The following is a 19,717-nucleotide window of genomic DNA, read 5'->3' as shown; positions in this document are numbered from 1 at the left end:
GTGTTCGATGCGGTGGAGCGAATAAATCCCTTGTCGTTCCGGGCGTCGACTCCACGCGACCGTTGGGTCGACCCGAACGCGCAGCGCCGCCGCTGTGCGGGCGGTCGATAAAGAAGTGTTGAGGGGACCGGGACAAAGCCCGGTGGTGGGTTAGCGGTCGTTAGTTGTCGCGGCGGACTGCGAGGAGTGCCGCGGCGACGAGGGCGACGAGGGCGACAACGACACCGAAGCCAGGCGTGCTGGACTCGGTGGTCTCCTCGGTCGCTTCCTCAGTCGGCTCTTCGGTCGCGGTTGCCGTTTCCGTGGGCTCCTCGGTCGACTCTTCGGTGGTGGTCGTTTCCGTGGATTCCTCGGTGGTGGTCGTTTCCGCGGCCGTCGTCGTCTCCATGGCTTCGCCGACGATACCGTCAGCGGTCGCGTCAGCGGCCGTGCCGGAGTCGACGGAAGCCGTCACTTCGAACGTGTCGTTGAGGTTCTGCTCCGAGAAGTCGAACGCGGAGGAGAACGTGCCGTCGGCCTGCACGTACACCGAAGCGGTCTTCAGGAAGCGCGGCTGGGTGTCGCCGTCGGAGGTCACGCGGATGGTGAGCTCCGTACCGGGGGCGACAGTGGCCGTGCCCGAGAGGGACTGCTCGGCGGCGTTACCGACTGCGAACTCGTCCTGGTCCAGTTCGAGTTCGGGGGTGACGACTTCGAACTCGTCGGAGGCCGACTCGTCGTCTTCGGCGAGGTCACCGTCTTCGAGGACGGTGAACGTCGCGTTGAACGCGTCGTCGTCCTCGACTTCGTAGAGCGTCGAGGTGTTGTCGTAGTAGTCCGTGCGCGAAGCAGAGACGTCGTCGAGGTCGTAGACGATGAAGTACGTGTCGTTGTCACCGTCAGCGATGATCGTGGCGCTCGAGCTGTTGATACCCAGAACCTTCGCGTCGCGGTTCGGGCCGGGGTTCGTCTGCTCGACCGTGAGGTTGAACTGCGTGCCCGAGAGGGCGTCGAAGTTCGACGCGTCGAATGCGCCTTCGAGGCCCGTCGCGGAGACCTGCGTGACGACGACGTCGCCGTTAGCAAGCGAGTCCGTCTGCGTCAGGTTCTCGTTCTCGATGGCGTCGTAGACGTCTTCGGTCTCGGTGAGGTCAGCGCCCGTGGGTGCCGTCCAAGTGGCGACACTGTCGGTGCTGCGGTCTTCGAGGACGAGCGTCGCGACGTTGTCCGCGTCGCCGCCGGTGGCGACCTCGAGGTCGTAATCGCCGGCGTCGAGGGTCTCACCGCTCGGGATATCCGTGGTGATGTCCTCGACCGTGTACTCGTCGTCGCTGTCGTCAACGTCGAACGAGGAGGTCTTCTTCGGTGCGTAGCTGTTGAACAGAAGGACGACCTCACCGTCGTCGTTGTCGTCTTCGACGGTGACGTTCGCGCTGTAACCGAGACTGTAGTCACCGATGGTGACCGTTCCGGTGTCCGTGCCGTCGAGCGTGACGGTGATTTCGGCAACGTCGCCGACCTGTTCGTTGATGACGGACGACGCGAAGTCACCCGTGGAGTCCTTGGCCTTCGAGACGGTGACCGTGTCGGACTCGAGCGTGACGCCCGTGAAGGCGTCAGTCGCCTCAATCGTGTACTCGCCAGCGTCGACCGAGCTCAGGTTGAAGTCAGCTTCACCCTGGCCGTTGAGCGTGACGGTGGTTTCGGTGTCCTCGACCTCGTCGCCGTCGTCGTCAAGTGCGACGACGTCGACGGTGCGGTCGCCCGCGTTGGCCGAGACGGAGCCTTCGATACCGTCCTTGGTCGTGATGTTGAGGTCGTCGACGGTGAGTTCGAGACCGAGGTCGCGAACGTCAACCTGCGCCTTCTGGGCGCCGCCGACCGTGAACTGGTACGTGTCGAGGGTCTTGCCGTCCGTGTCGAAGACGAAGACCTGACTGTTGGGGCCAGTGGAACCGGAGAACTGGTAGTTGTTGTCGTCGTCAGCGCCTTCGACTTCGACGTCGGTGTCCACCGCGCTCGCGACGAGCGCGACGTTGGAGCCCTGGTAGGCCGTGTTGTTGGACTCGTTTGCGACGTAGACCGGAGCGAAGGTGACGTCCTCAGTCGCGGTGGCCGTGTTACCGGAGGAGTCGGTCACGTCGTACGTGACTTCGAGGTCGTCGGTGTAAACCTGGCTGAGGGTGACGTTGACTTGGCCGCTGGAGACGGAAACGGACTGCGAGAGGTTGGTCTCGCCGTCCGTGACGTTCATCTCGTTGACCGTGACGTCCTCGTCGAAGGCGACTTCGACCTTCGGCGTGCCATCGTCGAAGTGGATGGCGGAGCTGAAGTCAGCAGGGTTGGCGGCAACGACGTCGAGCGTGTCGTAAGCCTCCTGCTGGGTGGTACCGGCGGTCAGGCTAGCGCTCTCTGCGGCGGAGACGTTGTACTCACCGGCGGAGACGCTCTCAGGAATCGAGAGTGAGAGGGTTGCCGGGGAGCCCGCGGTATCCGTGGTGTTTGGTTCCGAGGCGTTGTAATAGCCATCGTCGTTCAGATCGAGCCATACGTGAACATCGTTCGTTCCGCCGGAATTAACCGTAACATCGACGGTCGCAGACGGGCCTTTGTCGACGGTATCAGGAGATACCGTTGCCGACGTAGCCGCTGCGGCGGCAGTGCCCGTGAACGCGATGGACCCGGCAAAGACCGAGAAAACCATCAGCGCAGCGAGCAGAACCGCGCGAACTTGTTTGTTTGCTGTCATTGTTGTAGATGAGTCTATAAGCGGCGAAGCAGCTTTTTCCCGTACGCCCGTGGGTAGGTCGGGCGGGGGGATTACTCGCTGATTTTCACCTTGGGTAGGGGTACGAAAGCGACTCTCCGGAGATTGGATAAATACTTTGTGGAATGTCTCTCCACGGAGAGCATCGAGACTCGAGTACTGTTCAGCGAATAAACAGAAACGACGACGTGTTAGAAGTTCTATCTGTTATTCCGGTGACTCGAAATCGGCCGGGATGACTTCGATTTCGTGGCCGTCGGGGTCCTTCGTGAACGCGAACATGTCGTCGCAGGACTCGGGGTCGCGGTAGTCCTCGGCTTCGCGCTCCATGAGCGTCTCCCAGTAGTCGTGGAGGTCGTCGGCGCTGACGGCGAGGTGGCCCCACGCGTCGCCCATCTCGTAGCTCCGGCCGTCGTAGTTGTAGGTGAGTTCGACGGCCATCGCCTCTTCGGCCGCGCCCTCGGGCTTCATGAAGTAGTTCGCGAAGGTGTCGGACTCCCAACGACCGGTGTGTTCGTAGCCGAACTTTCGGGTCCAAAATCCGAGCGCCTCGTCGGCGTCCTCGACGCGAATCATCGTGTGGTCGAGGCTCCACTTCGCGCCGTGATCGCGCTTGACGATTTCGACCTCGTGACCGTCGGGGTCCTTGACGAACGCGTAGCGGCCGCCGCAGGACTCGGGGTCGCGGTAGTCCTCGACGCCCTCGTCCATGAGCTGCTGGTAGGAGGATTCGAGTTCGTCCTCGGGGACGCGGACCGCGATGTGGCCCCACGCGTCGCCCATCTCGTAGGTGTGGTCGCCGTGGTTGTAGGTGAGTTCGAGGACCGCGCCCTCCTCGTGGAGGTCCTCGGGGCCGAGGTAGACGTTAGTGAACGTGTCGGCCTCCCAGCGACCCTTCTCCTCGTAGCCGAGGTGGGTCGTGTACCAGTCGAGCGACTCCTCGAGGTCTTCGACGCGAATCATCACGTGGTCGAGGGTTCCGGACATACCCGAGTGATGTGTCGCGCCGGCGAAAAACGTACCGAACGCGGAACCCACCGTCGATGGTTGCCACACGCCGTCTACCGGAACTTTCGGTCCGTTACGTGGTGCATAAGTACCCCCCGAAGTTACGATTCAGCAGTGTTTCCGGTCCCCAATCCCGTTCGCCTCCTCATCCTCGGCATCGGGCTGGCGCTCGCCCGACTCGGTCTCCTCGACCGCGAGCGCGCAGTCCGCATCGCCGACCTCTCGTGGCCCCGCGTCGTCACCGGCATCGCCCGGATGTCGAAGAACGCCGTCGACGTGGCGATGGTGGGTATCGCCTCCGGGACCGTCGCCATCACCGGCGTCGGCTTCGCCGGACCGTACTGGGGGCTCGCCTTCGCACTCGGCGGCGGTATCGCTGGGGGGACCATCGCGCTCGTCTCCCAGCGCTTCGGCGCGGACGCGATAGACGAGTTAGGACTCGCGGTACGGTCGAGCGCGCTCTTGACCGTCGTCGCCACGCTCCCCGTCACGGCCGTCTTCTGGCTGTTTCCCACCGAACTCATCTCCGTGCTGAGCAGCAACCAAGGAGCCATCGAACTCGGGGCGGCGTACCTCCGAATCGTCGGCCTCGGCGTCCCCTTCGCCGGCCTGAACCTCATCGGGAGTCGCGTCCTCGTCGGCAGCGACGATGCCTACACCGCGATGACGCTCCGCGCGAGCGGCGCGGTCATCAACATCGTCCTCAACGCGGTGCTCATCTTCGGCCTCGACATGGGCGTTGAGGGCGCGGCCCTCGGGACCGTCCTCTCGAACGTCGTCGTCGCCGGCGCGTTCGCAGTCGGCCTGTCTCGCGGGTCGCTTCCCGGCGTCGGCGCGTTTCCCGTCACCATCGACCCCTTCGGGTCGTTCGTCGACCCCCGGACGCTCGTCGACCTCGTCAAAATCGGTCTGCCCGTGATGGGTCGCGGGCTCGTCTGGACGGTCGCCGAGTTCCCGATGCTCGCCATCCTCGACAGCTTCGGGCCGGACGTGGTGGCGGCGTTCGTCATCGCCCGCCGCATCTGGGGACTGATGAACACCCCCGGTTGGGGCTTCGGACTGGCGTCGTCGAGCCTCGTCGGGCAGGCGCTCGGCAAGGACGACGAGCAGACCGCCGAGGCTTACGGCAACGAAGTCATTCGGTTCGCCGTCGCCACGTACATCGTTTCGGCGGCCCTCGTGGCGATATTCGCTCGCCCCATCGTCCTCGGGTTCGTGGACGACCCGACGGACCCGGCGATTCCCATCGCCATCAACCTCGTCTACGTCGCCTGTATCGCAGTCATCTTACAGGGCGTCTCCGGCGGGTCCGCGGGTCCGCTCGACGCCAGCGGCGACACCCGCTGGACGTTCGGCAGCCAGTTCGTCGGGATGTTCCTCGGGTCGATTCCGCTCACCTACATCGGCTCCGTCACTTCGCTGGGGCTCGTCGGACTTTATCTGGCGTTCATCGCCGAGACGACGATTCCAGCGGCGCTGAACTACTACCGCTTCAAGACGGGGACGTGGAAGGCCGTCAGCCGAAACTACCGGCCCAAGACGGCCGCGGACGACTGAAGCGGCGTCACCGTGGGTCGCGCCCGTTCGCGCGTGACCAATATATGAACCCCGCCACGGCCCACAGGAGAACGGTACCGACCGGCCACGCGGTCCGACCCGGTTGGACCGAAAACCCGCGGGCGACCTCTAACTGAGTCACGCCGGCGAGCGCGAGCCCGGCCGCGGTGAGTCGAACGTCCTCGCGGCCGAACAGGACGCCCGAGAGCGCGCTTCCGAGCGCGACGGCGTAGCAGGCGACGCCGACCGGCCACACGAGGATGTAGTCCGGAAGCCCCATCGTAAAACGCAGGAAGAAGTCGGTTATGGTCGTCACGCTCCCGGTCGAGGGGCCGACGAGCCCCCACAGGAACAGGAGCGTGAGGGGCCCGGTCGTGAACGTCTGGACGGACCACGGAACGAGACCGAGGACGAAGACGAGGAGTAGCTGGAATCGGCGGCGCGCGGGCGACCGCGGAGCCGACCGGGCCGCCGGGTCGGTCGTCACCGCTGGGCGATGATGCGGAGCACGTCCTCGTCGGCGAGGACGTGGTCGCGGCCGACCTGCTGGTCGTCGTGTTTCGCGCTCGGACCGGAGACGCGGGCGAACCGGAACCGCTCGTCGAGTTTGGCTCCGAGTTCGTGGATGGCGTCGTCGATGGTGTCGCCCTCGCGGAGGACGAGCGGTTCGTCGTAGTCGACACCGCGGCCGGGCTTGTCCATGTAGATGCGGATGAGCCCGAGGGCGTCCCAGATTTCCTCTTTCAGCGCGTCGAGACCCTTCTCGGCCTCGGCGCTGATGAACGTGACCTCGTCGGGGTCGAGGCCGATCTCGCGGAGGTTCTCCTCGACCGTCGGGAGGTAGTCCTTGTCGATGAGGTCGGCCTTGTTGACGGCGACGATAGACGGCAGGTAGACCCGGTTTTTCATGATGCCGTCGACGAGTTCGTCGATGGTCGTCTCGCCGCGGAGGGTCACCTCGGCGTTGACGAAGCCGTGCTCGCGGAGGATGCCCTTGATCGTCTCCTCTTCGAGGTCGACGCTGTCGCTTTTTGTCACGTTGATGCCGCCTTTACCCTTCTTGTTGATAGAGAGGTTCGGCGGGGACGTGTCGAGCCGAATTTTGTTGTTGTAGAGTTCGTGTTTCAGCCGCTCGTAGCGCTCTATCTCGAACACCGAGAGCATGAACACGACGAGGTCGGCGGTGCGGACGACCGAAAGGACTTCCTTGCCGCCGCCGCGACCGCCAGCGGCCCCCTCGATAAGGCCCGGCACGTCGAGTATCTGGATGTTCGCGCCCTTGTACTTCAGCATCCCCGGATTCACGTTGAGCGTCGTGAACTCGTACTCGCCCGTCTCGCTGTCGGCGTTGGTGAGGGCGTTGATGAGCGTCGATTTGCCGACGCTGGGGAAGCCGACGAGCGCGACCGTCGCGTCGCCGGTCTTCTCGACGGCGTACCCTTGGCCGCCGCCGGCCGAACTCTGGTTTTCGAGTTTCTCTTTCAGTTCCGCGAGTTTCGCCTTCAGCCGACCGATGTGCGCCTCGGTCGACTTGTTGTACGGCGTGTTAGATATCTCCTCGCGGATATCTTCGATCTCCTCCTCCAGTCCCATCGTCAACAGTTCCGCCGCGTCCGTCGAAAAACCCTTTCCTTCCGCGCGGCGGATTTCGACGCGCCGACGCGTCGAGTATCGTGGTAGTCTCGCGTGCGCGAACAGACAAGTATCGGCACGGTTATACACGACCCCTTCGACCGCCCGATGAACACCGATGCCCGACCCTCGGACGCTCCGCGATAGCACGCAAATCGTGCTCCCGTGCGACCTCTTGGAGAGCGTGCGCGACGACCTCGAAGCGGAGTTCATCGTCTCCGTCCACCGAAAAGACGGAGGCACGTGCCGAATCATCGGGAGCCCGGTCGAAATTCGTGCGGTCAGCGACTTTCTCGCGCGACAGGGCATCTCCCTCCGCTAGTCTCGGTTCCGAAGGGCTTGTTACCACACAGTCCAACGGACGGGTATGGACGAAGCGCCGGGACTTTCCGACCAGTACCGCACGGCCAGTCCGTGGCCCGTGTTCATCGCGCTCGGGATACCCATCTCCGAGTTGGGTCTGTTGTTTGGCCTGTTTCCACTCGCCGTCGGCGGCCTGCTCCTGTTCGGCGGGAGCGTCGTCGGCATCCTCAAGGAGTCCGGCTACGTCACCTCGACGATTCGCGCAGTCACCGCGCTTGCGGTCATCTTCCTCGCGTTCGGCGCGGGACTCGCGTTCACCGACATCGCCCTCGTCACCCGCGGCTACGCGGTCATCGCGGCCGCGATTCTGCTGGTGGTCGGCGGCGTCGTCTTCGAACTGTTCGTCCGCGAGCAGCGACAGACCTTCTGACCGCCGCGGACGCCCACGCGACCGTCCCAGCCCACACCCCCGACCGGACGAGAAACCAACAATCTATTTGAACGGCGTCCCCGAGTGTCTCGATATGGCAACCAAGACGTTCGACAAGGAGACCATCCTCGACCTCACGGTCAACATGGTTCCGCTGGCCATCATCCTGTTTTTCGTGGTGGCTTTCACCTTCGTCAATCCGTTTGGGTTCGAATCGCTCGCCTCGGGGCTCCAGTACACGCTTCTCATCGCGCCGTTCGTGCTCCTCGCCGCGCTCACCTATCTCTCGGGGAAGGCCATCGCGGGCTCCGAGAAGGAAGGCACCGTTTACGCGCCCGGACAAGCGACCGTTCCCGGCGCGAAGCCGCTTCACGAAAAGGAGGGCGAAGAGACGGCCGAACTCGAAGAATCGACGGATGACGACGCCGTCGAAGCCGCGGACGAGACGGCTTAAAGCACCTCGAATCGCAGGGCGGTCCCGAATCTTTCATTACCCTGCACTACTCAGGCACTTCCATGGAGGTTAACGGACAGTTAGCACTGACGGTGCTCATGGGGGTCTTCCTCATCGCCGTCGCCGCGTGGCTCGCGCGGGTCGAAGACTGGCGGTCGTACACCCCGCTCGCGGGCGGAGGCACGGTCGGTGGTACCGCAGAGCAGTACGTCTCGGAGGAGAAACCATCCGGGGTCATCCGTTGGTTGACGACGGTCGACCACAAGGACATCGGGATGCTCTACGGCGCGTACGCGCTCGTCGCGTTCGCCGTGGGCGGACTCATGGTCGTCCTGATGCGGATTGAACTGGCGGACCCGTCGATGACGCTTATCTCGAACACGTTCTACAACTCGTTGCTCACAAGCCACGGGATTACGATGCTGTTCCTGTTCGGGACGCCCATCATCGCCGCGTTCTCGAACTACTTTATCCCGCTTCTCATCGGCGCGGACGACATGGCGTTCCCGCGCATCAACGCCATCGCCTTTTGGCTCCTGCCGCCGGCGGCGCTGCTCATCTGGGCCGGGTTCTTCCCCATCCCGGACGTCATCCCGGCGCAGACGGCCTGGACGATGTACACGCCGCTCTCCGCCGGTGTCGGCTCCGGCAACCAGATGAACGCCGGCGTCGACCTGATGCTCCTCGGCCTGCACCTCTCCGGTGTCTCGGCCACGATGGGTGCGATCAACTTCATCGCGACCATCTTCACGGAGCGTAACGAGAAAGTCTCGTGGGCGAATCTCGACATCTTCTCGTGGACGATTCTGACCCAGTCGGGCCTCATCCTCTTCGCGTTCCCGCTTCTCGGCAGCGCCATCGTGATGCTGCTTCTCGACCGGAACTTCGGTACGATGTTCTTCTCGGTCGACGGCGGCGCGATTCTCTGGCAACACCTGTTTTGGTTCTTCGGCCACCCCGAAGTGTACATCCTCGTGTTGCCCCCGATGGGCATCGTGAGCCTCGTGCTCCCGCGCTTTGCGGGCCGTCGGCTCTTCGGGTTCAAGTTCGTCGTCTACTCCACGCTCGCCATCGGCGTCCTCTCGTTCGGCGTCTGGGCGCACCACATGTTCGCGACGGGTATCGACCCCCGTCTCCGCGCTTCGTTCATGGCCGTCTCGCTGGCCATCGCGATACCGAGCGCGGTCAAGACGTTCAACTGGATCACGACGATGTGGAACGGGAAGATTCGCCTCACGACGCCGATGCTGTTCTGTATCGGCTTCGTCTCGAACTTCATCATCGGCGGCGTGACGGGCGTCTTCCTCGCGTCGATTCCGGTGGACCTCGTGCTCCACGACACCTACTACGTCGTCGGACACTTCCACTACATCGTCATGGGAGCCATCGCCTTCGCCGGCTTCGCCGGGCTCTACTACTGGTTCCCCATCTACACCGGCCGGATGTACCAGGTCACGCTCGGTAAGTGGCACTTCTGGCTCTCGATGGTCGGGACGAACCTGACGTTCTTCGCGATGATTCTGCTCGGCTACGGCGGGATGCCGCGTCGCTACGCGACCTACCTGCCGCAGTTCGCGACGCTCCATCAGGTCGCCACGGTCGGCGCGCTCATCCTGCTCGTCGGCCAGATAATCTTCGTCTGGAACTTCGTCCAGTCGTGGCTCGAAGGCCGCGAAGTCCAAGACGGCGACCCGTGGGACCTCGCCGACGACGACCTCGTCACGGCCGAGTGGACCTGGTTCGAGCGCAAACTGGAGACGGCCGTCACCGACGGCGGCGAAGAAGAGACAGAACTCGCCACCGACGGCGGACAGACGGTCGACGACGCGAACGCGGAATCCGCGGACGACGCGTAGTCGACGCCGCTCGCCGGCGTTTCGGTTTCATTTTTCGGACGCTATCTTTCGAGAGCGAACGCGCCCGACGACGCTGACTGTCCGTGCGACCGCACTGTCGTTATCGTAGCTGTCGGTCGCTCGCGTGCGCTGAAACATCACGATATCGCCTGCGCCGCCGCTCGCGACGACGGTCACGGTGGAGAAAAGCGACTGCTCTCGATGCGGTGGCGCGGAAAACCGGGGGGTGCTCAGACGACGAGGAGGACGCCCGTCGCGAACATCAGTATCGCGATGGCCCCGAGCACGAGTCCGAGGATATCGGTATCCGACATAGCTCACCCTTAGCGCGTGCGGCAAAAGGTGCATCGGTACGCGGACGGGAACCGCCACCTCCCGAGGCGAACGGAAACCCCTAACAGCGTCCGACCCCGAGCGTGGACCGTGAGTTCGAACGTCGGCGGTCACCGCTTCGTCCTCGGACTGTACGCCGCCCTCGTCGCCGTCGCCGGGGCCGCGGGCTACCTCACGGGCACGTTCGTCTCGGGGCTCAGCGCCCCCCGGTTCCTCTTTCTGGTGCCGTTCCCGCCGACGCCCCTCGGCTTTGCGGCCTACGGCGCGCTGACCATCGCGCTCGTCCTCGGCGCCCCGCTCGCGCTCGTGGTCTACGTCTCGGCGGGACTCGACGACGCGGCCTAATTCGCACGAACGTTCAGCACAAATACTAAGACCGGCGACCGGGACGTGGTAGTATGTATCACGTGGTAATCGGTGTCGATGACGACGCGGAGCACGCGCTCGCGTGCGTCGAAGAGGTCGCGAATCTCCCCGGCGAACCCGACGAGAAGGAGGTGACGCTCGTCCACAGTTTCACCGACAACCCGAGCGGGGCGTCGGCGACGCAGATTCACTCGGTCCGGGAGGCCGGCGAGTTCCTCGAAGACCGCGGTATCGAGTACGACGTCAACGAGTCGTCGGGCGACCCCGCGGAGGTCATCATCGAGTTCGCCGACGAGGAGGACGCAGACCTCATCGTCACCGCCGGGCGGAAGCGCTCGCCGGCGGGGAAGGCGCTGTTCGGGAGCGTCACGCAGACGGTGATTCTGAACTCCGAGCGGCCCGTCATGGTGACGGGCACGACGAAGCGAAAAGACTAGTAGACCCGGTCGAAGAATCCCGCGACTTCGTCGGGGGTCTGACGGCCGGACGCTTGTTCTCGCAGTTCGCCGTCGCGAACGTACAGCACCGTCGGCGCCGCGTCGACCTCGAAGGACCGACAGAACTCGTCGGCCGTCTCGCCGTCGACGCCCGCGGCCGCAACGCCGTCCGGGACTCGGTCGAGGATAGCGCTGAGGTCCTCCTTCATCGCGTCACAGGGCTCGCAGAAGCGTCGCCAGACGAAAACGACGGCGTCCGGGTGGTCTGCAAGGTAGGATTCGAAGGTATCGTCGTCGAGTTCGTCGAGCGCGGCCGGCACCGGCGACGACGAGGTCATCTCGACGAGCAGGCCCGCCATGACCAACAGCGAGTCCTGTTCGACCGGCACGTCGAGGAACGACTTCGCCGCGAGGTAGGCGACCACGTCGGCTCTGGTGACGCCGAACTCGTCGAGTCGCTCTTCGACGTTCTCGGGCGCGACGCCGAAGAGGTCCGAGACAGTCCGGTGGAACTCCTCGGTCGAAACCGCGCCGTAGATGTCGTGGTAGACGGCGAGCATCTGCTCGAACTCCGGCGTTGTCGAGAGCGTCCCGTCGGGCGCTTCGTCGACCGCGCCGGCGGCGATGAGCGTTTCGAGCGCCGTCTCGGGGTCGGCGTGGGTCGCGGCCACGGTCAGACCCCCAGATACCGCTCGCGGGTCTCGTCGTCCTCGCGGAGTTCGTCGGCGCTCCCGTCGAAGACGATGCTCCCCTGGTCGATGACGTACGCGCGGTCGGCGAGCTTGATGGCCGCCGCGGCGTTCTGTTCGACGAGGAGGATGGTCGTGCCCGCGTCGCTGATTCGCTCAACCGCGTTCTCCACGTCCTCGATAATCTTGGGCGCGAGCCCCTCGTACGGCTCGTCGAGGAGAAGCAGGTCCGTGTTCTGCTTCAGAGCGCGCGCGATGGCGAGCATCTGCTGTTCGCCGCCCGAGAGCGTCCCCGCCCGCTGGTCCTTCCGCTCGTCCAGTCGAGGGAACTGGTCGTAGACCTCCTCGGTCGACATCCCCTTGTGACCGAACGACAGCGACCGACCCCACGTGTTGGACTTGTTGTTGACCACCTCGGCGAGGTGGAGGTTCTCCGCGACCGAGAGGTTCGGGAAGATGCGTCGCTCCTCGGGCACGAGGGAGATTCCCTGCACCGACACGTCTTCCGCGGCGACGCCCGTGATGTCGCCGCCCTTGAACCGAATTTGCCCCTTCCGAACGTCGGGCGGCGTCGCGCCGGCGATACACCGGAGCGTGGTGGTCTTGCCCGCGCCGTTGCGGCCGAGGAGCGCGCATATCTCGCCCTCCTCGACGCTCATCGAGAGGTCGCGGATGATGTGGCTCTCGCCGTAGTAGGCGTCGATACCGTCGATTTCGAGGAGGCTCATAGCTCGACACCTCCGAGGTACGCCTCTTGGACGGCTTCGTTGCCCCGAATCTCGTCGGGGGTCCCCTCGGCGATGATGCCGCCGCGGCTGAGGACGACGATGCGATCTGAGATGCTGAAGACGATTTCCATGTCGTGTTCGACGAGGACGAACGTGAGCCCGTGGTCGCGTTTGACCCGCTCGATGAGGTCGACCGTCGACTTCGTCTCCTCGGGAGACATGCCGGCGGTCGGTTCGTCCATGAGAAGCAGGTCGGGCTCGCTCGCGAGTGCGATACCGATTTCGAGGCGACGCTTGTCGCCGTAGGGAAGGTCGGTCGCGATAGTGTCCGCGCGGTCCAACAGCCCGACCGAGTCGAGCGTGTCGCGGGCGACGCCGTGTACGTCGGTGAGGCTGTCGCGGTGTTTCAGGAACTCGAAGCCGAACGCGCCGCGCTCGGCCGCCAGCGCCGCGATTTCGGCGTTCTCCCTGACGGTGAGGTCGGGGAAGATAGAGGCGGTCTGGAACGACTTCGAGACGCCGCGTTGGACCACCTGATGCGGTTCGAGGCCGACGATTGACTCGCCTTTGAACCGGATATCGCCGCTCGTCGGGTCGAGCCGTCGCGTGATGAGATTGATGAGCGTCGACTTCCCCGCGCCGTTCGGGCCGATGATAGAGACGCGCTCGTCCTCCTCGACGGTGAGGTTCACGTCGTCGGTCGCGACGAGGCCGCCGAACTCCTTGACGAGGTTCTCCGTTTCGAGGAGGGTCATTGGCCGCCACCTCCGTTCTCGGAGCGCGCGCGAAGTCGCTTCGCCGCCTTCGAACCGAGGTCGACCGCGAGTTCGCGGAGCCGGTTCAGGATGCCCCACAGGCCGTCCGGAACGACCCAGACGACCGCGACGAAGACGACGCCCAAGAGCAGGTGCCAGTAGAACCCGAAGTCCCGGACGAGCACGATGCCCGTGAAGGGAATCGTCAGCGCCTGGATGGTGCTGACGATGTTCTCGATGTAGAGGTACAGTCCGACACCGAGGACCGGTCCGAACATCGAGCCCGCGCCGCCGAGGACGGTCATGACGACGATGTCGCCGGACTCCGTCCAGAACAGCGACTGGAGCGGAACGTACGCACCGTGGATGGTAAAGAGGCTCCCGGCGACGCCCGCGAACCCACCCGAGATGATGAACGCCATGAGCTTGTACCGCCAGACGTTGAGTCCGACGAACTCCGCACGCTGTTCGTTCTCCCGGATGGCGCGAAACACCATCCCGTACGGGGAGTTGAGGATGCGGTAGGCGACCGCGACCGCGCCGACGAAGAAGACGCCGACGAAGGCGTAGAGCCACGTTCCGAGTAGCATCCCGCCGATTGACGGCACGTCCGCTTCGAGGTGGATGACGCCGAGGAAACTGCCGACTTCGACGCCGGTCAGGCCGTTTTCGCCGTTGGTCAGGAACGCCAGCGGCGACGCGGCCATGTAGTAGAACATTTGGGCGAACGCCAGCGTGAGGATGGAAAAGTAGATGCCGCCGCGGCGGAGCGACAGGAAGCCGAGCACCCACGCGAGGAGCACGGCGAAAAGCGTCCCCGAGACGACCATCACGATGGGGTCGCCGCTGACGTTCTTGGCGACGATGCCCGCGGCGTACGCCGCGCCGCCCCAGAAGGCCGCGTGGCCGAACGAGAGCAGTCCGGTGTAGCCGAGCAGCAGGTCGAAGCCGATGGCGAAGATGCCCCAGATGAGGATGAGCGTCGCGAGGCTCTGGTAGCCCTGCAGGAACCCCGAGACGACGGGTGCGCGGGCGAAGAGGTACGGGAACACCGCGACGAGAATGGCCGTGATACCGACGACCGTCCCCTCCCGGCCGCGGAGTTTCTCCCAGCGACCGAAGAGGGTGCCGCCGACGAGCGCGTCCTTCGCGCTCGGGTTGGCGTCCTTCTCGCTCATGGCGTCACCTCTTCGTCGCCGAGGAGGCCCTGCGGCCTCGTCAGGAGGACGATGGCCGCGATGGCGTACAGGCCGACCTGCGACCACGCGGGCGCGAAGGAGACGAGCGCGGCGGTCGTGAGGCCGAAGACGATGCCGCCGAGGACCGCGCCGGCGATGCTTCCGACCCCGCCGATGACGACCGTCAGGAACGCCGGGACGAGGATGTTCGTCCCGATGGTCGGGTTGACGACGTTCAGCGGGCCGCCGACGACGCCCGCCACCCCGGCGAGCGCCGCGCCGATACCGAAGACCACGATGTACGGGCGGGTGATTTTGATGCCGAGGAGTCGGACCATCTCGGCGTCGCGGGTGCCGGCGCGAACGACGAGACCGAAGTCGGTGTACTCGACGAGCAGGTACACGAGCGCCACGAGGACGGCCGTGATACCGATGACCCAGAGCCGCCACTGCGGGAAGTTACCCACGATGGGCAGCGCTATCGGGCCGGAGACGGGGATGCCGGCGAACGAGCCGACAGAGAGGATTCGCTCGGGCTGTTCGAACGGCAGGCTGTTGCTGCCGAACAGGACGCGGAACAGCTCCTGGACGACGATTGCGAGGCCGAACGTGACGAGAATCTGGTCGGTGTCGGGACGGTCGTAGAACGCTCGCGCGAGGTACCGCTCCATCAGCAGGCCGACCCCGAAGACGAAAAGCGGGACAAAAAGCAGGGCGGCCAGAAAGCCGATGTCGAGCCCGAAGCTCGAAAAGCCCCACTCGGCCAGTTTCCCGTTCGAAAGCGGGACGTTCAGCGCGACGAACAGCCCCGCGTACGTGCCGACGAGATACAGCGCGCCGTGCGCGAAGTTGACGAACTTGAGCGTGCCGAGGATGATGGAGAGACCGACCGCCAAGAGGACGTAGATAGCCCCCTGCTGCAGCCCGTTGAGCAGGATGACGAGTACGTCCGACAGAAGGCTCATCGCCCCCCACCTCCGCCTCGGATGTTCGAAGCGCGAACTACCATGGGTATGCTAAACTTACTCATTTACGTGTGCGTGGTTGTCTGCGATTAACTTTCATTAAGATAACGGTGGGGGTGAGTGTCTACTCGTAGGACCCGAGTTCACACTCGGCCGCCGGCCCGGCGTCGCACGCGTAGCCGAGGTCGTCGCGGCTGGTGATGTTGACGATGTTGAAGTACGTCCCCTCGCTCTGCTCGGAGGCGGGAAGCCCCTGGACGACCGGCACGTCTCGCTGCGCCTGGTGGTCACAGCCGCGCATCGTCTCCGAGCCCATCCCGATGTTGTCGTACTCGTAGTCTTCGAGTTGCTTGATGACCTCCGGCGGGTAGAACGTGCCCGCGCGCTCGACGGCGGCCGCGTACTGGAGCGTCTGTGCGTACGCCAGTTGAGCGGGGCCCGATGGCGTCCGGTCGTACTCGTCTCGGAACGCCTGCGTGAACTCCTGCGACGGCGTGTTGTCTATCTGCGAGTCCCACGCGACGGTGCCGTAGATTCCCTCTATCGCACCGCCCGCCGCCTCCGCCATCGGGCGGTTGTACAGCGGAACGATGATTTCCATGTCCTCGTCGATGCCGGCGTCGATGGCCTGCTGCATGGAGTTCGCGCCGTCGAGGCCGTAGTGGTTCAAGATGAGCACGTCCGCACCGGAGCTCTGTGCCTCCGAGAGGTATGTCGAGTAGTCGGACGTTCCGAGCGGGGTCGCGACCGACTCGATCTGCTCCCACCCGGCCACGTCCGTCATGAACTGCTCCATCGACGCCTGCTGGGTCTGCCCCCAACTATAGTCGGCGTAGAGCTGGTAGAACTGCAGGCCCTCTCCGTAGGCGTCACGGACGACCGGTGCGAGCGCCTGCCCCGTCATGTAGGCGTTGAACATCTCGCGGAAGGAGTAGCGGACGCAGTCTTTTCCGGTGGTGTCGTTCGAGTGCGTCAGACAGCACATGAACATGACTTTCTCGTTTTGACACAGCCCCTGCACCGCGATGGCGACCGCCGAGGACGACCCGCCCGAAATCATGATGGCGTCGTCGCGCTGAATCATCCCCGAGGCGGACTGCCGCGCCTGGTCCGCGTCCGTGGCCGTGTCCCCGTCCACGTGGTCGATGGTGTAGCCGAGGACGCCGTCGCCGGAGAGGTCGTCGAACTGCGAGTCGACCCAGCCGCCGCCCTCGTTGAGGTGCTTCACCGCGAGCTGATAGGCCCGAAGCTCGTCTTCACCCTCCGAGGCGTACGGTCCCGACTGCGGGACGTTGAAGCCGAACGTGGCCGTGTCACCCTCGATGGGGAAGTTGCCCAGCGCCGGATACTCGTCGTCTCCGCCGCCACCCCCTCCACCGCCGCTTCCGTCGCCACCGTTACTCCCGTCGCCGCCGCCGGTGCACCCCGCCAGCCCTGCCAAGCCAGCGGTCCCAACAGCACCAGTCGCCTTCAGCACGTCTCGTCGATTTAGAGACTTGTTATCCCGTGCCATAGACACATCGGCGGATACATCGTTAATAATAGTTATGTATGGATTCCCTATTACTTGTATTAACAATAATGATAGAACCGAGTCGTCTACGGGATAGTACAAGGGCCACCAGCCGGAGGCACCGGTGGAGCGGGCGCTTCGTTACGTCCCACGCGTTGCAGACGTAAAATACGCGCCGGTGGCGGACTTGCTCGCCACGTTCGTCCCCCTTAGGCCGGTCGTCGAAGGCGGTAAACAGAGCCAACGAACTCGATTCAGTGGGGGCGCTGCGCCCGCGAGTCCGCAGCGTCGCCGACCGCCTGAGCGAGTCGACTATCGGTTCACAACTATCAGAATACTAGATATATATACGCGGATTCCACCGTTTCAACGTGATTCTCCCGGTTCGACAGCGACCGTTAAGCTCCTGCTCTTCGTGAATGTCCGATTTATAACTAACCCGGCAAAGCGCAAATAACGCATCAGCCACACTCGTGGCAGCCACTATGACAAACGACACGAACGACGGATTCAGACCGACAAGACGCTCCGTGCTCCGACTCGGCGCGATGTCGGCGATCGGTATCGGTATCGGCATCCCCGCGGTCTCCGGCTCCGTGGCGGCGACCATCGATTGTCCCAAGACGCCCGGCTACTGGGCGAACCACCCAGAAACGTGGCCTGGCGACGAACTGACAATCGCGGGTGTAACGAAATCGAACGAGGACTGGCAAGAGATTCTGCTCGACCCGCCGAGAGGTGACAAGGCGGTCATAATGCTGAAGCACTACATCGCCACCGTCCTCAACCTTCGGACGCTCCAATCGGGGTGCACCAGCGCGACAATCAAGTACGGCTATTACGAGGGCTACACCATCGAGGAAGTCAAGAACATGGCCGGCACGTGGCTCAGACACACCTCGTCATGGCAGAACGGTAGCAAGCAGACGAGCTGGTACGCCAACGACATGGACGGCGAGAAGCTCAAAGACACCCTCGACGCGTTCAACAACAATCCGGCCTCGCTCGGCCTCGACTGCGGCTGCGACGACCGCTGAACCGCGCTCGGCCCTCGAACGAAAACCAGACCCCGCGACCGCGGTTAAGAGTCGGCTACCCGCAGAAATGCGGACTTAACGCGGTCGTTCCTATCCTTCCCCGACCATCCGCCCTTCGTCTTCCCACTCCCGCTCGCGCAGTTCGTACTTCTGAATCTTCCCGGTCGCGGTCTTCGGGAGTTCGGCGACGAACTCGATTTCCTTCGGCACCTTGTACGTCGCGATGCGCTCCCGGCAGAACTCGATGAGCGCCTCGGCGGTGACACCCGGCGCGTCGGGGTCGCCGCTCGTCGGCACGACGAACGCCTTCGGCGACTCGCCCCACTCGTCGGACGGAACGGGGATGACCGCCACGTCGCCGACGGCGTCGTGGTCGAACAGCGTGTCCTCCAGTTCGATGCTGGAGATGTTCTCGCCGCCGGAGATGATGATGTCCTTCTTGCGGTCCTGGATGCTGATGAAGCCGTTCTCGTCGACGACCGCGAGGTCGCCCATGTGGTAATATCCTTCCAGCCGCGCCGAGAAGGCCTCCTCCGTCTCCTCGGGTTTGTTCCAGTACTTCTCCATCACCTGGTTGCCCGCGACGACAATTTCGCCGATGGACTGGTCGTCTCTCGGCACGTCGGTTCCGTCCTCGTCGACGACGCGAACGTCGGTGCCGAGGTAGCCGATGCCCTGTTTCTTCTTCACGCCGAAGCGGTCGTCGCCGTCTGTCAGGTAGCGACCGGCCTCCGAGGTCGTGATGAGCGGTCCGGTCTCGGTGGCTCCGTAAACGTGCATGAGCCGCCAGCCGAACTCGTCTTCGACGGTCCGAATCGTCGCCTCCGGCGGGGCCGCGCCCGCGGTCGCCGCCCGGACGGGGCTCGCGCCGGTCGTCTCGACGCCCCCCGCCTCGCGGTAGTGTTTCATCAGGATGTTCAGCACCGTCGGCGCGGCGCAGAGATACGACACGTCCTCGTCGCGGATGGCGTCTAACACGGTCTCGGCGTCGACCCCGCGGGTGCAGACGTGCTTCGCGCCGTGTCCGGTAATCGCGTAGATGTGGCCCCAGCCGTTGACGTGGAACATCGGGAGCGTCCAGAGGTAGACGTCGTCGTCGGCGATATCCTGGTGCATCGAGACGAGGTAGGCGTGAATCGTCTCGGCGCGGTGGGTCCGACAGACGCCCTTCGGGTCGCCGGTCGTCCCCGAGGTGTAGTTGATGGTGACGATGTCGTCTTCGTCCATCTCCGGGCGCTCGTAGTCGGTCGACTCCGCGACCAACTCGTCGAAGTCGAGCCACTCGCCGTCGGTCGATTCGGCAGCCTTCTCGGGGTCGTTCGTGACGAAAATCTCCGTCGGAATCTCGTCGCGGACCTCGTCTATCTTCTCGGCGAAGGCGTAGTCGGCGTAGACGGCCGTCACGTCCGCGTCGTTCAGCATGTACTCGAAGTCGGCCGGGACGAGCCGGTAGTTCAGCGGCATGTGTACGGCTCCGAGCTGCATCGACCCGTAGGCGGCTTCGAGGTGGTAGTGCGTGTTCGGGTCGAGCACTGCGACCCGGTCGCCCTTCTCGACGCCGCGGGACTGGAGCGCCGCCGAGAAGCCGTCGGCGCGCTCGCCGAGTTCGTCGTAGGTAAAGCGCTCGCCCGTCGTCGCCACGACCGCCTCCTCGTCCCCGTAGTACCGCCGCGCGCGGTCGAGGAACTCCGTCACCAGGAGTGGTTTCTTCATACGCGATATCCTTCACT

The 19,717-nt window shown here is 64.4% G+C and carries 19 protein-coding genes; 8 read left to right on the top strand and 11 right to left on the bottom strand.

Annotated features, from left to right (window positions below):
• Positions 1 to 160 precede the first annotated feature (160 nt).
• Both BN984_RS10870 and BN984_RS10865 read right to left on the bottom strand, forming a co-directional pair.
• Complete coding sequence (locus BN984_RS10870; protein ID WP_049913383.1) at positions 161 to 2,728, bottom strand: ArtA-dependent S-layer glycoprotein; 2,568 nt, start codon at positions 2,726 to 2,728, stop codon at positions 161 to 163.
• Between the two features lie 225 nt (positions 2,729 to 2,953).
• The gene (locus tag BN984_RS10865; RefSeq protein ID WP_049904940.1) at positions 2,954 to 3,733 is read right to left on the bottom strand and encodes a VOC family protein; all 780 of its coding nucleotides are present in this window, start codon (positions 3,731 to 3,733) and stop codon (positions 2,954 to 2,956) included.
• Between the two features lie 135 nt (positions 3,734 to 3,868).
• Between BN984_RS10865 and BN984_RS10860 the strand changes: the two genes are divergently transcribed.
• The gene (locus BN984_RS10860; RefSeq protein WP_008092417.1) at positions 3,869 to 5,311 is read left to right on the top strand and encodes an MATE family efflux transporter; all 1,443 of its coding nucleotides are present in this window, start codon (positions 3,869 to 3,871) and stop codon (positions 5,309 to 5,311) included.
• Positions 5,312 to 5,318: 7 nt separating this feature from the next.
• On the opposite strand, the gene BN984_RS10855 is transcribed toward BN984_RS10860, so the two are convergent.
• Both BN984_RS10855 and BN984_RS10850 read right to left on the bottom strand, forming a co-directional pair.
• Complete coding sequence (locus BN984_RS10855; RefSeq protein WP_049968209.1) at positions 5,319 to 5,798, bottom strand: TIGR04206 family protein; 480 nt, start codon at positions 5,796 to 5,798, stop codon at positions 5,319 to 5,321.
• Positions 5,795 to 6,904 carry an OBG GTPase family GTP-binding protein gene (locus BN984_RS10850; RefSeq protein ID WP_004972516.1) on the bottom strand — a complete coding sequence of 370 codons (1,110 nt, stop codon included), beginning with the start codon at positions 6,902 to 6,904 and terminating at the stop codon, positions 5,795 to 5,797. Before BN984_RS10850 ends, BN984_RS10855 begins: the two co-directional genes overlap by 4 nt.
• 157 nt (positions 6,905 to 7,061) lie before the next feature.
• On the opposite strand from BN984_RS10850, the gene BN984_RS10845 reads away from it, so the two are divergent.
• The 6 genes from BN984_RS10845 (at position 7,062) to BN984_RS10820 (ending at position 11,122) form a co-directional block, all read left to right on the top strand.
• Positions 7,062 to 7,265, top strand: coding sequence for a VNG_1110C family protein (locus tag BN984_RS10845; protein WP_008092415.1), 204 nt, complete (start codon positions 7,062 to 7,064; stop codon positions 7,263 to 7,265).
• A 45-nt stretch (positions 7,266 to 7,310) separates the two neighbouring features.
• Positions 7,311 to 7,676 carry a DUF7541 family protein gene (locus BN984_RS10840; protein WP_008092414.1) on the top strand — a complete coding sequence of 122 codons (366 nt, stop codon included), beginning with the start codon at positions 7,311 to 7,313 and terminating at the stop codon, positions 7,674 to 7,676.
• 94 nt (positions 7,677 to 7,770) lie between these two features.
• Entirely contained in the window at positions 7,771 to 8,130 is a 360-nt protein-coding gene (locus BN984_RS10835; protein ID WP_049968207.1) for a DUF6684 family protein, read from the top strand.
• A gap of 98 nt (positions 8,131 to 8,228) precedes the next feature.
• On the top strand, positions 8,229 to 9,986 hold the full coding sequence (locus BN984_RS10830; protein WP_049968609.1) for a cbb3-type cytochrome c oxidase subunit I: 1,758 nt from the start codon (positions 8,229 to 8,231) through the stop codon (positions 9,984 to 9,986).
• Positions 9,987 to 10,409: 423 nt separating this feature from the next.
• The gene (locus BN984_RS10825) at positions 10,410 to 10,664 is read left to right on the top strand and encodes a DUF7520 family protein (protein ID WP_004972521.1); all 255 of its coding nucleotides are present in this window, start codon (positions 10,410 to 10,412) and stop codon (positions 10,662 to 10,664) included.
• 53 nt (positions 10,665 to 10,717) lie between these two features.
• Complete coding sequence (locus tag BN984_RS10820) at positions 10,718 to 11,122, top strand: universal stress protein (protein ID WP_004972522.1); 405 nt, start codon at positions 10,718 to 10,720, stop codon at positions 11,120 to 11,122.
• On the opposite strand, the gene BN984_RS10815 is transcribed toward BN984_RS10820, so the two are convergent.
• The 6 genes from BN984_RS10815 to BN984_RS10790 all read right to left on the bottom strand — a co-directional run bounded on the left by BN984_RS10815 (position 11,119) and on the right by BN984_RS10790 (position 16,878).
• The gene (locus BN984_RS10815) at positions 11,119 to 11,793 is read right to left on the bottom strand and encodes a thioredoxin family protein (protein ID WP_049968206.1); all 675 of its coding nucleotides are present in this window, start codon (positions 11,791 to 11,793) and stop codon (positions 11,119 to 11,121) included. The genes BN984_RS10820 and BN984_RS10815 overlap by 4 nt on opposite strands.
• A gap of 2 nt (positions 11,794 to 11,795) precedes the next feature.
• Positions 11,796 to 12,539: an ABC transporter ATP-binding protein gene (locus tag BN984_RS10810; protein WP_049968205.1), complete on the bottom strand. Its 744-nt coding sequence runs from the start codon at positions 12,537 to 12,539 to the stop codon at positions 11,796 to 11,798.
• The gene (locus BN984_RS10805; protein ID WP_008092404.1) at positions 12,536 to 13,294 is read right to left on the bottom strand and encodes an ABC transporter ATP-binding protein; all 759 of its coding nucleotides are present in this window, start codon (positions 13,292 to 13,294) and stop codon (positions 12,536 to 12,538) included. The genes BN984_RS10810 and BN984_RS10805 overlap by 4 nt, the downstream gene beginning before the upstream one ends.
• A complete protein-coding gene (locus BN984_RS10800; protein ID WP_004972526.1) occupies positions 13,291 to 14,472 on the bottom strand; it encodes a branched-chain amino acid ABC transporter permease in 1,182 nt (393 codons plus the stop codon). The genes BN984_RS10805 and BN984_RS10800 overlap by 4 nt, the downstream gene beginning before the upstream one ends.
• A complete protein-coding gene (locus BN984_RS10795) occupies positions 14,469 to 15,437 on the bottom strand; it encodes a branched-chain amino acid ABC transporter permease (RefSeq protein ID WP_008092402.1) in 969 nt (322 codons plus the stop codon). The genes BN984_RS10800 and BN984_RS10795 overlap by 4 nt, the downstream gene beginning before the upstream one ends.
• A 124-nt stretch (positions 15,438 to 15,561) precedes the next feature.
• Positions 15,562 to 16,878, bottom strand: a complete 1,317-nt coding sequence (locus BN984_RS10790; RefSeq protein WP_199514432.1) for a substrate-binding protein — start codon at positions 16,876 to 16,878, stop codon at positions 15,562 to 15,564.
• A 557-nt stretch (positions 16,879 to 17,435) separates the two neighbouring features.
• Here BN984_RS10790 and BN984_RS10785 point away from each other — a divergent pair.
• Positions 17,436 to 17,987, top strand: a complete 552-nt coding sequence (locus tag BN984_RS10785; protein ID WP_049913381.1) for a hypothetical protein — start codon at positions 17,436 to 17,438, stop codon at positions 17,985 to 17,987.
• Between the two features lie 90 nt (positions 17,988 to 18,077).
• Here BN984_RS10785 and BN984_RS10780 read toward each other — a convergent pair whose 3' ends face one another.
• Positions 18,078 to 19,700, bottom strand: a complete 1,623-nt coding sequence (locus tag BN984_RS10780; RefSeq protein WP_008092398.1) for a long-chain-fatty-acid--CoA ligase — start codon at positions 19,698 to 19,700, stop codon at positions 18,078 to 18,080.
• Positions 19,701 to 19,717: the final 17 nt, after the last annotated feature.

This window comes from Haloferax prahovense (assembly GCF_000723845.1).
Taxonomy (GTDB): domain Archaea; phylum Halobacteriota; class Halobacteria; order Halobacteriales; family Haloferacaceae; genus Haloferax; species Haloferax prahovense.
Note: the sequence above shows the minus strand (reverse complement) of the source record. Positions and strands in the feature narration are given on the sequence as shown.